A 15,085-nucleotide genomic window follows, 5' to 3' on the forward strand; every position below is an offset into this window, starting at 1 on the left:
TGCTGTACAAGGAGGGCCTGGACCTTCTCGTCGTGCCCTCCGCCGAGCTCTCCCGCGGCCGTGGCGGCCCGCGCTGCATGAGCATGCCCTTCTGGCGCGAGGACCTCTAAGTCTTTCCGTTTCCGGTGCGGTCCCCCTACAACCGCACCGGTTTTGCCCGTCAAACGGGCAACACGAATACTTGCGTAATTCATTTTTCGAAAGGAAACGAACCATGGGTGTTAACCTCTCCGGCCGTAGCTTCCTCAAGCTCCTCGACCTCACCACTGAGGAGATCGAGTACCTGCTCAAGCTCTCCAAGAACTTCAAGGATATGAAGCGCGCTGGCGTTCCGCATCGCTATCTCGAGGGCAAGAACATCGTTCTGCTCTTCCAGAAGACCTCCACTCGTACCCGCTGCGCCTTCGAGGTCGGCGGCATGGATCTGGGCATGGGCGTCACCTACCTCGATCCGGGTTCGTCGCAGATGGGCAAGAAGGAGTCCATCGAGGACACCGCCCGCGTTCTCGGCCGCATGTATGACGGCATCGAGTTCCGTGGTTTTGCCCAGGACGACGTCGAGGAGCTCGCCGCTAAGTCCGGCGTGCCCGTGTGGAACGGCCTGACCACTGAGTGGCATCCCACCCAGATGCTCGCCGACATCCTGACCGTCCAGGAGAACTTCAACTACGACATCAAGGGCAAGACCCTCGTCTTCATGGGCGACTGCAAGAACAACGTTGCTCGCTCCCTCATGGTTGTCTGCTCCAAGCTTGGCATGAATTTCGTGGCCTGTGGCCCCGAGGAGTGTATGCCCGCTGACGACGTCATCGAGGCCTGCAAGCCTATCGCCGAGGCTAACGACTGCACCATCAAGCTGACCACCGACGTCAAGGACGGCGTCACCGGTGCCGACGTTATCTACACCGACGTGTGGGTCTCCATGGGCGAGCCTGACGAGGTCTGGGCCGAGCGCATCGCTCAGCTCACCCCGTATCGTGTCACCTCCGAGGTCATGGCTATGGCCAACCCGGGTGCCATCTTCCTGCACTGCCTGCCCAGCTTCCACGACACCAACACCACGATTGGCGCCGAGAAGTGCGAGCAGTTCGGCATTACCGAGCAGGAGGTCACCGACGAGGTCTTCGAGAGCCCCGCTTCCAAGGTTTTCGACGAGGCCGAGAACCGCATGCACACCATCAAGGCTGTCATGTACGCAACGCTCAAGTAAGAGCCTTTAAGCATTTCGCTCGGGGTGTATTGCTGCACACCCCGAGCGGTTTGTCTGGTAAATATCTTGCGTCGGGCGGTGGGCACGGCACGGAAGATCCGCTTCGCGCGAGAAAGTTAAATGATTTATGAAGGGGGGATGAGAACCATGACTGAGACCGCAAAGAAAAAGCGCGGTATGCCTTCATCGTTCACCATTCTTCTAGCTCTGCTGGCAATTGTTGCAGTGATTACCGTTATCGTCTCCGGCACGTCCGGCGGCGCTGTTACTGCAGCCCGTCTGAGCGATTTCTGCACCGCCCCGATCCTGGGCTTCGCTGACGCTCTGCCCGTCTGCCTCTTCGTTATGATCCTGGGCGGCTTCCTCGGTATGATGACCGAGACTGGCGCTCTGGACAACGGCATCGCCGTTCTGGTGCAGAAGCTTAAGGGCAACGAGATCATGCTCGTTCCTGTCCTTATGCTCATCTTCTCCCTCGGTGGTACCACCTATGGTATGTGCGAGGAGACCGTTCCCTTCTACGCCCTGCTCGCCGCTACCATGATGGCTGCCGGCTTCGACCCCATGGTCGGCGCTGCTACCGTCCTGCTCGGCGCTGGCTGCGGCTGCCTGGGCTCCACGGTTAACCCGTTCGCCGTCGGCGCTGCCGTCGACGCTCTGACCGGCGTTGGCATTGAGGTCAACCAGTCCATCATCATCGGCCTCGGTGCCGTCCTGTGGATTGTTACCACGGCCATTTCCATCTTCTTCGTCATGGGCTATGCCAAGAAGGTCAAGGCTGACAAGGGTTCCACCATCCTTTCGATGCAGGAGCTCAAGGACGCCGAAGAGGCTCACGGCAAGGCTGCTTCCGAGGTTAACAAGGAGGTCAAGCTCACCGGTCGTCAGAAGGGTGTTCTGATCGCCTTTGCCTTCACCTTCGTCGTCATGATCGTCGGCTTCATTCCGCTGGCCGACCTCAACGAGGGCGTTGCCAACTTCTTTGACGCTGGCGCTGTCTACGATGCCGACGGTAACACCGTCGTCCAGGGCTGGTCTGCCCTGATCACCGGCCTGCCCATTGGCCAGTGGTACTTCGACGAGGCTTCCACCTGGTTCTTCCTCATGGCTATCCTGATCGGTATCATCGGTGGCCTGTCCGAGAAGCAGATCGTTAACACCTTCATCACCGGCGCTGCCGACATGATGTCCGTTGTTCTCGTCATCGCCCTCGCCCGTGGCATCTCCGTCCTCATGGCCAACACCGGTCTCGACGTCTACGTCCTCGACGCTGCCGCCAGTGCCCTGGCTGGTCTGTCCGGCGTGATCTTCGCTCCTATGAGCTTCCTGGTCTACTTCGGCCTGTCCTTCCTGATCCCGTCGACCTCTGGTATGGCTACCGTCTCCATGCCCATCATGGGACCGCTGGCTGTTAAGCTCGGCTTCTCGCCCGAGGTCATGGTCATGATCTTCTCCGCCGCCATCGGTGTCGTGAACCTGTTCACCCCGACCTCCGGTGCCATCATGGGCGGTCTCGCCCTGGCCAAGATCGAGTGGACGACCTGGCTCAAGTTTGCCCTTAAGCTCATCGTCGTTCTCTCCGTCGTCTGCGCCATCATCCTGACCGTCGCCTGCGTGTTGATCTAAGTACCCAACGGGTGCCCCACGGAAACCTTGACGATCCTGTAGAGGATCACTTGGTCATCGTCTGTCCGGTGGGGTCAACCCACCGGTAGACTCCTACCTTTAGCCCCCTCCCGTTCCGTGCGCGGGAGGGGGCGCTCTTATGTTGCGCGGTTCTACGAACCGCGCAACCAGTTGACGCTGCGCGCCGCCTAGAACGACAATTTGTCATTCAAAAGGCAAGACATGACCAAAAGGTCTATGCCTTGCCTTTTTCATGCCAACTCGTACGTTCTGGACGGCGCTCGCTGACTTATGCTCAACCTGCGATGTTGCCATTGTTGGTGCAGGGGAAGTGCGTTTGGGGCAGCTAATTTGGGACGGGGCTTTTTTGACTACCCCCACATAAAGGGTTGTAAAAAAAGCCCCGTCCCAAATTAGCTGCCCCGGCCTCGTCGGTGGGGGAGGGTCTGCTCCGCTATAATCGCCTAGGACATTAAATGGAAACGGGACGGGAGCCATACATGCGCCAGGGTTTCGACAACGCGAAGTATATCGAGCTGCAGGCTGCTCACATTAAGGAGCGCATCTCGCAGTTTGGCGGCAAGCTGTATTTGGAGTTTGGCGGCAAGCTGTTCGATGACTATCATGCGAGCCGCGTGCTGCCGGGTTTTGAACCGGACAGCAAGTTCCGCATGCTCAAGAGCATTGCCGACGACGTCGAGGTCATCATCGCAATCAATGCGAACCATATCGAGAAGAACAAAGCCCGTGGCGACTTGGGCATTACCTATGACGAGGACGTCCTGCGTCTGGTCGATCTGTTCCGCGGGAACGGATTTGCCGTTGCCGCCGTGGTCATCACGCAGTATGCCGGTCAGCCCGCTGCCGACGTCTTCCGCAATCGTCTAAACGCGCTCGGCATTCCCGCCAAGCTGCACTATCCCATCGAGGGCTATCCGCACGATGTCGACCTGATCGTTTCTGATGAAGGCTACGGCAAGAACGAGTTTGTCGAGACCACGCGTCCGCTCGTTGTCGTGACGGCGCCCGGCCCTGGCTCGGGTAAGCTCGCCACCTGCCTGTCGCAGCTGTATCACGAGCACAAGCATGGCACCGCTGCCGGCTATGCCAAGTTTGAGACCTTCCCGGTCTGGAATCTCCCCCTCACGCATCCGGTGAACATTGCCTATGAGGCTGCCACGGCAGACCTCGATGACGCCAACATCATCGACTCGTTCCACCTTGAGGCATATAACAAGACCACGGTCAACTACAACCGAGACGTTGAGGCGTTCCCGGTTGTTCGCGCCCTGATGGAAAAGATCTTGGGCGAGAGCCCCTATCAGAGCCCCACGGACATGGGCGTCAATATGGTCGGTTTTGCCATTACCGATGACGATGCATGCCGAGATGCCTCCAAGATGGAGATCGTGCGCCGCTATTTTGCCGCGGTTGAAAGCGTGCGCCGTACTGGCGTGGGCGATGAGCAGGTCGACCGTCTCAAACTCATTATGAAAAAAGCCGGCATCGACAAGAACTATTCGCCGGCACGCTCGGCTGCTCTCACCAGGGAGCAACTGACGGGCGGTCCCGTGGGTGCCATGGTGATGCCGGACGGTTCGGTAGTGACCGGAAAGACCTCAACGCGTCTGGGTGCCGCGAGCTCGCTCATCATGAACGCGCTTAAGCATGTTTCGGGCGTCGATCTTGAGCTCGAGGTCATCAGCGATGAGGCGATTGAGCCTATCAGCAAGCTCAAGACGCATTTCCTTGGCAGCAAAAACCCGCGTCTCCACACCGACGAGACGCTCATGGCGCTCTCTATCACCTCGGCCACGAGCGAGACGGCTACTCGTGTTCTTTCGGGTCTTGAGCAGCTGCGCGGCTGCGACGCCTTCTTTAGCGTGATTATCTCGCCTACGGACGAGACGGTGCTGCGCAAGCTGGGCATTAACGTGTGCTGTGAGCCCAAGTTTGAGCGCCGCGGTTTCTTCCATCGCTAAGATTGAGATGAGACGCCGCATCGGAGTGCGCACTCGATGCGGCGCTTAGGGGTTTTTAGGGCTTAATTTGCCGAAATTTAGGCCGTTTACCTGCCCAAAAGCGATTTGAGCGGTATACAATTACCTCAGTGGATACATCCTTTGCGGGGCTACCCATGATGGATGTTGCCGGCCATCGAGGGATGCGCCGGTCATGCGCGGTGCTTTTGATGCTCGTGCTCGGTTTGAGGAGGCTGCCATGGCGGGCAAGGGTCGTGCGAGTGTCAACGATATGAAGCGTGTCGAGGTGCTGGTGCTGATGGAGATCGCTCGGCAATCTAAGGGAAACGGTGCGCCGTACGGTTTCTCGCGCAAGACACTCTCCGAGTGCGTAGGGGTTTCGCCGTATCGTGCCCGCGCTGCAATCGACCGTTTGGATTCTGATGGCCTTATCGAGGTCGTTTCTCGTTATAACGATGATGGCGGCCAGCTTGCAAACGGCATATGCCTGACCGGGCGAGGCGAGTGGTACCTTAAGGGTGTTCGTGCCGGCATGCTTGTTCAAGATATGTTGAAGGATGAGACTGCCGATCGGTAACAACACGGCAGTTTCGACGAGCCTGCACCGCCCAAAGCTACTTGGGCGGTGTTTTGTTTCGAGATGGAGAAATGCGGGCATGCGGGTGAAAAATAGCGAGCGGCTTGCTTTTCGAGTATTACAATGAAGACCCGTAAGATGTGAATGGAAAACTTCTACGGGAAGCGCAGGTAATTCAATATGACCAAGCATGTGTTTGTAACCGGCGGCGTAGTTTCGTCTTTGGGTAAGGGCATCACCGCGGCCTCGTTGGGCCGTCTGCTCAAGTCACGAGGCTACAAGGTGACGATGCAGAAGGCCGACCCGTATCTGAACGTCGACCCCGGCACCATGAGCCCGTTTCAGCATGGTGAGGTCTTCGTGACCGAGGATGGCTACGAGTCCGACCTGGACCTGGGCCATTATGAGCGCTTTATTGACGAGAATCTTACCCGTGATTCCAACTTTACGACCGGCGCTATCTACAAGAGCCTGATTGCCCGCGAGCGTCGCGGTGACTTTTTAGGCGGCACCGTTCAGGTGATTCCGCACGTCACCAACGCCATTAAGGATAAGTTCCGCCGCATCGAGGAGCAGACCGGTTCCGACGTGGTCATCACCGAGCTGGGCGGCACGATTGGCGATATCGAGTCGCAGCCGTTCGTGGAGGCCATCCGCCAGTACCGTAAAGAGGCCGGTCCCGAGAACGTCTGCTACATCCACGTGTCGCTCGTCCCCTATATCGCCGCCGCGCACGAGGTCAAGACCAAGCCCACGCAGCATTCGGTCAAGGAGCTTCGCAGCTTTGGCATTCAGCCCGACATCATTGTGCTGCGTTCTGATCACCATATCGACGATGCCATCCGTGGCAAGATCGCAAGCTTCTGCGACGTCGATACCGACTGCGTCTTTACCAACGAAGATTGCGCGAGTATTTACGACGTGCCGCAGCTGCTCGCCGAGCAGGACTTTGACCTGCGCATTTGCGAGCGCCTGGGCTTGGACCCGCGCGAGCGCGACATGGGCGAGTGGAACGAGTTCCTGCGCAAACAGAATCATGCCAACCACCATGCCGACAAGGTCAAGATCGCCGTTGTGGGCAAGTACACCCAGCTCCCCGATGCCTACCTGTCGGTTATCGAGGCCCTGCATCATGCAGGCGTTTTCTATGATCGTCATGTGGACGTGCAGCTGGTCGACGGCGAGAGCCTCGACGAGCAGAACGTCTCCGAGGTGCTGGGCGACGCATCGGGCATTTTGGTGCCCGGCGGCTTTGGCAAGCGTGCCCTGGAGGGCAAGATTCTTGCTGCCGAGTTTGCTCGCGAGCATAAGATTCCGTATCTGGGCATTTGTCTGGGCATGCAGGTCGCCGTGTGCGAGTTTGCCCGCAACGTGGTCGGCCTTGCCGGCGCTAGCTCCTCCGAGTTCGATCCGGACGGTCCGTTTAGCGTAATTGACCTGATGAGCTCGCAGGAGGACGTGACCGAGAAGGGCGGCACCATGCGCCTGGGCGCCTATCCGTGCAAGCTCGCTGCCGATACCCTTGCGCGCGAGGCCTATGGCGAGGAGCTTGTCTATGAGCGCCACCGTCATCGCTTTGAGTTCAACAATGCCTTCCGCGACCAGCTCGAGGGCGCTGGTTTGGTTATCTCGGGTCTTTCGCCTGACGAGCGTCTGGTCGAGATGGTCGAGCTGCCGCGTGACGTGCATCCGTGGTATGTGGCCACCCAGGCCCACCCCGAGTTTAAGAGCCGTCCGACCAAGCCGCAGCCTCTGTTCCGCGAGTTCGTGCGCGCCTCGATTGGCCAGCACGAGGGTGTCGATCGCCTGCAGGTGACGCCCATGAACCTCGCGACGGACTAAGGGTGCCAGCGAACGAAAGACATACCGAAGATACTCCCTCGTTGCTCGATACGGTGACGGGGGAGTATCTTGATTACCTTGCGGTCGAGCGAGGCTTGGCGCGCAATACGATCGCGGCATATCGTCGTGACTTGACGACTTACTGTTCCTACCTGCAGCGGGCCGGTGTTGAGTCCTTTGAAGGCGTGAACCGTCAGATAATAGAGGGTTTTGTCGGTGATCGGCGCGACGGGGGCTACTCCGATGCCTCGGTGGAGCGTGCAGTTGCGGCCGTGAAAGGTTTGCATGCCTTTTTGGTTCGCGATGGAATCGTCGCCCAAAACCCGACGGCTGCACTGCGCCTGCCCAAAAAGGCGGAGCGCCTTCCGGAGTGTCTCTCGGTAGGGGATGTCTCGGCGCTCCTCGACCAAGATTTCCCGGAAGGGGAGATGGGTTTGCGGGACCATGCCATTTTGGAAGTGCTCTATGGATGTGGCCTGCGCGTGAGCGAGTTGGTGGGGCTCGATGTGGGCGACGTTCATTTTGACGACGGCTTTGTGCTGGTGCGCGGCAAGGGCTCGAAGGAGCGGCTTGCCCCACTCGTGGGAAGTGCCGCACGGGCTATGGCTCAATATATTGCTGATGGGCGTCGGCGCCTGGCCGCTCATGCCCGCGGGTCAAAGACGCCGGCAGTCTTTTTAAATAAGAACGGTGGCCGCCTGTCGCGTCAGAGTGTTCACGTCATATGCGAGCGATACGGGCGTCAGGTGGGACTGGTGGGGCTTCATCCTCATACCTTGCGTCACTCCTTTGCGACCCATATGCTTGCGGGCGGTGCCGACCTGCGCGTGCTACAGGAGATTTTGGGACATGCCGACATTTCGACCACACAGGTCTACACGCATGTCGACCGTACGCAGCTGACCGAGGTCTACCTGGCGGCTCATCCGTTGGCGCATCGCTAGCGACTCTTTGACCTGCATATTTACAACTAATGGGGGACGGACCCCAGGTTGTCGTGACGCGGTTTTGTGCGCGTATCGGCAATCTGGGGTCCGCCCCATCTTTTGTCTTGCGCCGATGCGCCGGTGGGTCGCGCGTGACGTTGGTGGGGAAGTTTGGGGGGCGATGTGAACGGCGCGTAAAGGGACACAAAATTCGCCTCAAGGTCAACTTGAAGGTTGAGGTTGAAAGCCGGGCTGCTACAGATGGAATCCCGGCTTTGCTGTAAACACAACATGTTGTGTTTTCGAACATATGAACGAGGGTGTTTTACAGCATATAGAGGGTGGAGTGGTGGGGTGTTATGGGGGAAGGTGTGGGGAAAGATGTTGAAAAATGGGGCAGTTCCCCATATTATTAATGACGTCGACAGGCGGGGTGGTTCCCCGCGTACGTGCCATCTGAGTAACCGAGGGGAGGGCGCACATGGGAATGACGGGTGCATACGAGCGCAATCTCGATGCAAAAGGTCGTCTGTCCCTGCCTGCACCCCTTCGCGAGGAGCTTGGAGAGCATGTTCGCGTGTTCAAAGCCCTGGATGTCGATGCTCTGTACGTGTTCTCTGCCGAGGCCTTCGATAAGTGGGTCGAAGGACTCTTCGCGGGTCGTGAGGGCCACGAGGGTTTTAACCCGCGTGACATCAACGACCAGAAACTCATGAGGGCGATCAACAAGCGCACCACCTCGATGGATGTGGACAGCGCCGGTCGTATCGGTCTTTCTGAGTCTCTCCGCAAGCAGGCGAACCTCGACCGCGAGGTCACGGTTGTGGGCAACTACGACCACCTCGAGGTTTGGAACCGTGCTACGGCCGATGAGGACGATGACGATGAGGCTCTGCTGGACCTCTTCTTCTCGTAAGGGCAAGGCATGAGTAACGGATGGAGCGTGGGATCTTGACACAAGAATATCGGCATGAACCTGTCATGCTCGGCGAAGTGCTTGAGTCGCTGCAGCTAAAGAGCGGATCTGTCGTCTGCGATTGCACCCTTGGCGGTGCCGGTCATTCGGTAAAGATGGCCGCGCAGGTGGGGGAGACGGGTCTTTTGCTTGGCGTCGATCAGGACGACATGGCCCTCGAGGCCGCTGGTGCCCGTCTGGACCGCGAGGTCCCCGGCGTCCCGCATCAGCTGCTGAAGGGCAACTTTGGCGACTTGGACGAGCTGCTTTGCTCGGCCGAGGTGCCCGGGGTCGATGGCTTCCTGTTCGACTTGGGCGTTTCGTCACCGCAACTCGATATCCCTGGCAGGGGCTTTTCGTATAACGAAGATGCCCCATTGGACATGCGGATGGATCCGGGTAACAACACCTTAAACGCAGCTGAGGTCATCAACACCTATAACGAACACGACCTCGCCCGGATTCTACGCGTCTATGGTGAAGAGAAGTTCGCCTCGCAGATCGCACGCGAGATCGTGCGTCGACGCGAGTCCGAACCGATTGAAACCACCGGTCAGTTTGTCGAGATCATCAAGGCTGGCATTCCGGCTGCCGCTCGTCGGCATGGCGGACACCCGGCCAAGAAAAGTTTCCAGGCCATTCGCATCGAGGTCAATCATGAACTCGATGTGCTCGAGAGAGGACTTGACGCCGCCACCAGGTGGCTCAACCCGGGCGGACGCATCTGCGTCATCTCGTATCACTCGCTCGAGGACCGTATCGTAAAGAACCACTTTAAGGAGATGAGCCAGGGGTGCACGTGTCCGCCGGAGATTCCGGTGTGCGTGTGCGGCAACGTGCCGATACTCAAGGTCATCACCCGCAAACCCTTGGTTGCCCAACCCGATGAGGTTGCGCGCAACCCTCGGGCGAGATCAGCCAAAATCCGTGTGGCGGAGCGCTTGTAGCGTTACGCGCGCGATATTGGACCTCCCGCTCGCACCATAAACGAAGCTTAAACACACTACCAACGTACTCGGGATGGGAGGCGGCATATCATGGGCTACAACACCTCAAACGCAGCACTCGCCTATGATATGAACGCCATGCCCGCCTACCGCGAGGCACCGCAGGCGCCCGCTGCTCCTCGTGAGCAGCGCACACCGCGCTTTGATGTCTACACGGGCGCGGGCCGTCAGGCAAACCAGGCGGTAAGCCCGGTTTTCATGAGCGTTCTTAAAACGTTTTGCATCATTGCGGCTATCTTCATGACGATTGGCGTCGCCCGCGTGGCGCTTGCAAGCGTTACGGCCCAGGTGCTCAACAGCAACGCCGAGCTTACCAACACGCTCGAGAAGGCGACCGATGAGAGCTCTGACCTTGAGGTCATGCACTCTGTTTATGGTGCCGATACGCGCATTCGCGATCTTGCGGGCGCTTATGGCATGGTGGAGCCCAGCGAGAGCGTTACACTTGATTTTTCGCAGGATGCAGCCGCGGGCGCTAGCTCGGTTGCGGCTGTCCAGTAATAAGACGGTAGCTGAGTATGACAAATGATTATCGCCGCGGTCCAGACGGGAGTCGCGGGCAGGGACGTCCCTCTTCGCAGGGACGTTCTGGTTATCAAGGATCGGGTCGGTCATCTTACAACTTGGGGTCGAATCGTGGCAACGACCCAATGTCGCGCCTTCGCGGCTCGGATGACCCTCAAGTACGCAATAGCAGATCGAATAGACGATCTTCGACCGAATGGCTTACGGGGACGCCATTGCCTCGCCGTAATGTCGTCATGGGTTGTATCGGTTTGGGCCTGGCTGCGGGCGCCATCCGCCTTACCGACTACCAGATCGTAAATGCCGATGAGTTACGCGGGCGCGCCGATGCTCGACGCCTGCTTGCGGAGACGCTTTACGCCAAACGCGGCACGATTTACGACCGAAACGGCAACGTGCTGACGTCGTCGGTCGAGTGCAGCAATGTCGCCGTGAATCCACAGCTGATCGAGGATGTCGATAAAACGGTATCGGCCTTGGTTAAGGCGACTGGAATCGATAAGAAGACTTGCCGCAAGCTGGTTCAGTCCGATGGCACTTGGGTGTATATCAAGCGCCAGGTGGACGAGGACGATGCCGCGGCATTGAAGAAGAAAAATCTGCCCGGCGTGCTCTTTGAGCAGGCGATGAAGCGGGTGTATCCATACGGCAATCTGGCTTCGCAGGTTCTAGGCGTGGTGAACGTTGACAACGTGGGCCTAACGGGCCTTGAAAAGCAATATGACAAATTGCTGACCGGAACAAACGGCACGCTGGTACGAGAGCGTGCGAGGGACGATAGCTATATTGCGGGTGGCGCCTATAAAAAGGTTGCCGCCATCGATGGCGTTGACATCGTGACGACGCTGGATGTCAATATCCAGCGTGCAGCAGAGGACGCTCTGGCGGAGGCGGTCGAGAAGACCAAAGCCAAGAACGGTTCGGCTTTGGTGACAGACCCTACTACCGGCGAGATTCTGGCCGCCTGTTCGTATCCGACCTACGACCCGACCAATCTGGAAAACGCCAAGACCGAGGATATGAACTTGCGCTTGGTCACCGATGCGTATGAACCCGGTTCGGTCTTTAAGACGCTCGTTGCAGGTGCGGGTTTCGATTTGGGCGTCGTGCGCTCGAGTACGTCGTTTGAGGTGCCGGCGAGCATTAAGGTCGGCGACGATACCGTCACCGATGCCGATAAGCGTGACTACGCCATGACCATGGATGTGCGCGAGATGATGCGCCGCTCATCCAATGTTGGCTTTGTATTGGTCGGGCATAAGATCGGCGCGGACGATTTTGCCGCGTACGTGGACAAATGGGGCGTTGGACACAGTTCGGGCATCGATTTTCCCGGCGAGAGCCTTGGCATTGTCAAGGAGCGTGACCAGTATGACGGCGCCACGTTGGGCTCGATGAGTTTTGGCCAAGCGCTGTCTGTCTCGCCGATCGAGATTGCGCGCGCCGTGGGTGGCATTGCCAACGACGGCGTGATGATGACGCCGCACTTTTATAAATCCAGCAAAGGCGAGGAGAAGGACTGGGGCGAGGGCGAGCAGGCGATTTCTGGGGACGCCGCCGCCCAGGTGATATCGTGCATGCAGACGGTCGTTTCCGAGGGCACGGGTGTCGGGGGCGCCGTCGACGGTTACGACGTGGCGGGTAAGACCGGTACGGCCGAGCGCGCCGATGAAAAAGGCGGCTACCTCAAAGCGAGCTATATGTCGTCCTTTATGGGGTTTGCCCCGGCGCAAGCACCCAAGGTTTTGTGCTATATCACGCTCGACGGAACGCCGAGCGGTTCGGATGCCGCCGCCGTGCCGTTCCAGGTCATTATGGCTAACGCGCTCGATGTGTTGGGTATCCCACGCACCAAGTAGGGGGTTACAATCCTGAAAAGGGCTGTCGATTAATCTGGAGGGTGTTCACATGCCCTGCACCACGCATGCGCGGCGCTGGGATACAATACGCCGATAGCATTATTAGGTTTACAGGGGAGCTGCAATGATAGAGATCGCCGTCAACAACCTCGCGGCCGCAACAGGGGCCCGAACCGTGACGGGAGAAGCCGATCGGGTATGCCGTGGGTGCGTTATCGACTCGCGCCAGGTTGAGGAAGGCGCGATTTTTGTTGCCTTTCCGGGTGAAAAAGTCGACGGCAACGATTTTGCTTCCCGCGCCATCGAATCGGGCGCCGGCGCTGTTGTGATGACGCGCGAGCCCAACGCCGAGCTTGTATCGCTGGCTCAGCGTAAGGGCTGCGCCATCCTACACACCGATGATCCCGAGGAATTTTTGCTGCGCCTGGCACATGCCTATCGCACGCAGCTTGGCTGCCTCGTGGTTGGCATTACCGGCTCTATCGGTAAGACGACGACCAAGGATGTCCTTGCGGCAGTGCTTGCCAAGCGCTATCGCGTTTGGGCCACCAAGGGTAATTTCAACAATCTGATCGGTATGCCGCTCACGGTTTTGGCCGCTCCTGCCGACACCGAGGTGCTGGTTCTCGAGATGGGTATGAACCATTTTCACGAGATCGAGCGCCTTTCTCGGTCCGCCAATCCCAACCTTGCCATCGTGACCAAGATCGGCACCTCTCATATTGGAATCCTGGGAAGTCGCGAGAATATCGCCCGCGCTAAGTCCGAGATTGTTGGGGGCATGTGTGCCGCCGACGACCTTCTCCCGTTGCTGGTTTTGGGCGGCGAAGACGACTTCACCCCGTTCATTCGTGAGACGTTTGCCGAGCCCGCGGGTATCGACGTGATGCTGGCGGGTGTTTCGGATGTTGATGAGGTTTGCGCCCGCGGCATTCACATTGATGACGAGGGCCGCCCGGTCTTTACGCTTGACTTTGGCATGGGTGAGTCCGTTGACACCATGCTCGTCATTCCCGGCGTCCAGTCCGTTCCCAATGCCGTTAAGGCCGCCGCAGTTGCCTATCGTTTGGGTGTGACCCCCGAGCAGATCGATGCTGCCTTTAGGGGTATCGCGATTACCGGTCATCGTCAGGAGATCAAACACGCCAAGAGCGGTGCCCGCATTATCGACGACTCGTATAACGCCAGCGCCGAATCCATGGCTGCTGGCCTTGACCTGCTGTGCTCGCTTTCGTGTTCTGGCTCTCGAATGGCGATTCTGGGCGAGATGGGCGAAATGGGCGACGAGGCCCCCCGCATGCATGAGCTGGTGGGCGCCTATGCCGCGGCTAAGAAGCTCGATATGCTGGCGTGCGTGGGCGGTGAGCTGGCCGCTCGTATGGCCGAAGCCGCGCGCATGATGGGCATGGATGAGGACCGCATCCAGGTGTTCTCCGATTATCAGCAGGTGCTCGACCGTATGGCCGGCGCACTTGAGAAACATGATGTTGTGCTGGTCAAGGGCTCTCGCTTTGTCGAGCTCGACCGCTTTGTGGAAGGTGTGTGCTAGCCCATGTTCGGGAACCCCGCGTATCCTACATACCAGGCCTTTTTGGGACTTGGCATCGCCGCCGCCATTGCGCTGCTGCTCATGCCGTGGTGGATCAAGCTTCTTAAGGTCGAGGGTATCGGCCAGCAGGTCCGCGCCGATGGACCCAAACGCCACCTGATTAAGCAGGGCACGCCCACCATGGGCGGCGTTGTCATTCTCGTAGCCGTTTCGCTGACGTGCCTTTTGATGGGCAAGCTCACCACCGAGCTTGTGCTCGTGCTGCTTGCCACGCTTGCAACCGGCGTTCTGGGCCTTATCGACGATTTGACATCTGTCACGCACGGTCGTTCGCTCGGCCTGACGCCCCACGCCAAGATGATCGGTCTCACCATCATCTGCGTCACGTTTACTGTGCTTGCCGTCAGCTGGTGCGGCGTTGCCCCCGAGATTCGTTTTCCCGGCGGTCTGACGATTGACCTCGGTATCTTCTCGACCACCATTGGTGGCCTTACCTTTCCGTGGCTCTATATCGTCTTTTGCTGGCTGATGATCGCCGGTCTTTCTAATGCCGTGAACCTGACCGATGGCCTGGACGGCCTTGCCGGTGGCACCTCCATGATTGCCATGCTTGCCATGGCTGCCATGGCGTTTTTGCACGGTGACGTAAACCTGTCTATCTTCTGTACCGCATGTGCTGGTGCTTGCCTGGGCTTCCTTTGGTTCAACTGCTATCCGGCGAGCATCTTTATGGGTGATACCGGCTCTCTTGCCTTGGGTGCAGCCTTTGCCTGCACGTCCATTATGACCAACACCGAGGTCGTCTCGCTCATCATCGGCGGCCTGTTTATCGTCGAGACCCTGTCGGTCATGATTCAGGTCGTCTACTTCCACTTTACGCATAAGCGCGTCTTCCTTATGGCGCCCATTCATCATCATTTCGAGAAGAAGGGATGGGCCGAGACTAAGGTCGTCATCCGTTTTTGGATTGTCGCTGCCGCTTTTGGCGCTCTGGGCCTTGCCCTGTTTTTCCAGTTGGGATAGTGGT

General features: G+C 58.5%; 13 protein-coding genes. All 13 read left to right on the forward strand.

Going from position 1 to position 15,085, the window contains the following annotated elements; genetic code table 11:
• Positions 1-110: arginine deiminase family protein (locus ACTQ1S_RS03890; RefSeq protein ID WP_148332920.1), on the forward strand; the 110-nt coding region annotated here is incomplete at its 5' end.
• Between the two features lie 104 nt (positions 111-214).
• A complete protein-coding gene (gene argF / locus ACTQ1S_RS03895; RefSeq protein ID WP_154515223.1) occupies positions 215-1,210 on the forward strand; it encodes an ornithine carbamoyltransferase in 996 nt (331 codons plus the stop codon).
• Between the two features lie 138 nt (positions 1,211-1,348).
• The gene (locus ACTQ1S_RS03900; RefSeq protein ID WP_370450555.1) at positions 1,349-2,836 is read left to right on the forward strand and encodes a YfcC family protein; all 1,488 of its coding nucleotides are present in this window, start codon (positions 1,349-1,351) and stop codon (positions 2,834-2,836) included.
• Between the two features lie 500 nt (positions 2,837-3,336).
• Complete coding sequence (locus ACTQ1S_RS03905) at positions 3,337-4,818, forward strand: DUF1846 domain-containing protein (protein ID WP_154515227.1); 1,482 nt, start codon at positions 3,337-3,339, stop codon at positions 4,816-4,818.
• A gap of 193 nt (positions 4,819-5,011) precedes the next feature.
• Positions 5,012-5,395, forward strand: a complete 384-nt coding sequence (locus ACTQ1S_RS03910; RefSeq protein WP_441048612.1) for a hypothetical protein — start codon at positions 5,012-5,014, stop codon at positions 5,393-5,395.
• A gap of 180 nt (positions 5,396-5,575) precedes the next feature.
• On the forward strand, positions 5,576-7,237 hold the full coding sequence (locus ACTQ1S_RS03915; protein WP_441547131.1) for a CTP synthase: 1,662 nt from the start codon (positions 5,576-5,578) through the stop codon (positions 7,235-7,237).
• A 2-nt stretch (positions 7,238-7,239) separates the two neighbouring features.
• Entirely contained in the window at positions 7,240-8,181 is a 942-nt protein-coding gene (gene xerD / locus ACTQ1S_RS03920) for a site-specific tyrosine recombinase XerD (protein WP_441547132.1), read from the forward strand.
• 463 nt (positions 8,182-8,644) lie between these two features.
• Positions 8,645-9,079 carry a division/cell wall cluster transcriptional repressor MraZ gene (locus ACTQ1S_RS03925; protein ID WP_441547133.1) on the forward strand — a complete coding sequence of 145 codons (435 nt, stop codon included), beginning with the start codon at positions 8,645-8,647 and terminating at the stop codon, positions 9,077-9,079.
• A 20-nt stretch (positions 9,080-9,099) separates the two neighbouring features.
• Positions 9,100-10,065 (forward strand): 16S rRNA (cytosine(1402)-N(4))-methyltransferase RsmH, encoded by a 966-nt coding sequence (gene rsmH / locus ACTQ1S_RS03930; protein WP_154515233.1) that lies wholly within the window; start codon positions 9,100-9,102, stop codon positions 10,063-10,065.
• 90 nt (positions 10,066-10,155) lie between these two features.
• Positions 10,156-10,626 carry a hypothetical protein gene (locus ACTQ1S_RS03935; protein ID WP_427747787.1) on the forward strand — a complete coding sequence of 157 codons (471 nt, stop codon included), beginning with the start codon at positions 10,156-10,158 and terminating at the stop codon, positions 10,624-10,626.
• Between the two features lie 239 nt (positions 10,627-10,865).
• Positions 10,866-12,509 carry a peptidoglycan D,D-transpeptidase FtsI family protein gene (locus ACTQ1S_RS03940; protein WP_441063196.1) on the forward strand — a complete coding sequence of 548 codons (1,644 nt, stop codon included), beginning with the start codon at positions 10,866-10,868 and terminating at the stop codon, positions 12,507-12,509.
• A 124-nt stretch (positions 12,510-12,633) separates the two neighbouring features.
• Complete coding sequence (locus ACTQ1S_RS03945) at positions 12,634-14,058, forward strand: UDP-N-acetylmuramoyl-tripeptide--D-alanyl-D-alanine ligase (protein ID WP_441063195.1); 1,425 nt, start codon at positions 12,634-12,636, stop codon at positions 14,056-14,058.
• Positions 14,059-14,061: 3 nt separating this feature from the next.
• Entirely contained in the window at positions 14,062-15,081 is a 1,020-nt protein-coding gene (gene mraY, locus ACTQ1S_RS03950; protein WP_154515238.1) for a phospho-N-acetylmuramoyl-pentapeptide-transferase, read from the forward strand.
• Positions 15,082-15,085 lie beyond the last annotated feature (4 nt).

It is taken from the genome of Collinsella sp. LCP21S3_D3, from assembly GCF_052118305.1.
Classification (GTDB): Bacteria; Actinomycetota; Coriobacteriia; order Coriobacteriales; family Coriobacteriaceae; genus Collinsella.

Excerpts from the sequence above, each read along its gene's own strand:
- argF (WP_154515223.1), top strand. The coding sequence starts at position 215 with ATGGGTGTTAACCTCTCCGGCCGTAGCTTCCTCAAGCTCCTCGACCTC.
- ACTQ1S_RS03900 (WP_370450555.1), top strand. The coding sequence starts at position 1,349 with ATGAGAACCATGACTGAGACCGCAAAGAAAAAGCGCGGTATGCCTTCA.
- ACTQ1S_RS03905 (WP_154515227.1), top strand. The coding sequence starts at position 3,337 with ATGCGCCAGGGTTTCGACAACGCGAAGTATATCGAGCTGCAGGCTGCT.
- ACTQ1S_RS03910 (WP_441048612.1), top strand. The coding sequence starts at position 5,012 with ATGCGCGGTGCTTTTGATGCTCGTGCTCGGTTTGAGGAGGCTGCCATG.
- ACTQ1S_RS03915 (WP_441547131.1), top strand. The coding sequence starts at position 5,576 with ATGACCAAGCATGTGTTTGTAACCGGCGGCGTAGTTTCGTCTTTGGGT.
- ACTQ1S_RS03925 (WP_441547133.1), top strand. The coding sequence starts at position 8,645 with ATGGGAATGACGGGTGCATACGAGCGCAATCTCGATGCAAAAGGTCGT.
- rsmH (WP_154515233.1), top strand. The coding sequence starts at position 9,100 with ATGGAGCGTGGGATCTTGACACAAGAATATCGGCATGAACCTGTCATG.
- ACTQ1S_RS03935 (WP_427747787.1), top strand. The coding sequence starts at position 10,156 with ATGGGCTACAACACCTCAAACGCAGCACTCGCCTATGATATGAACGCC.
- ACTQ1S_RS03945 (WP_441063195.1), top strand. The coding sequence starts at position 12,634 with ATGATAGAGATCGCCGTCAACAACCTCGCGGCCGCAACAGGGGCCCGA.
- mraY (WP_154515238.1), top strand. The coding sequence starts at position 14,062 with ATGTTCGGGAACCCCGCGTATCCTACATACCAGGCCTTTTTGGGACTT.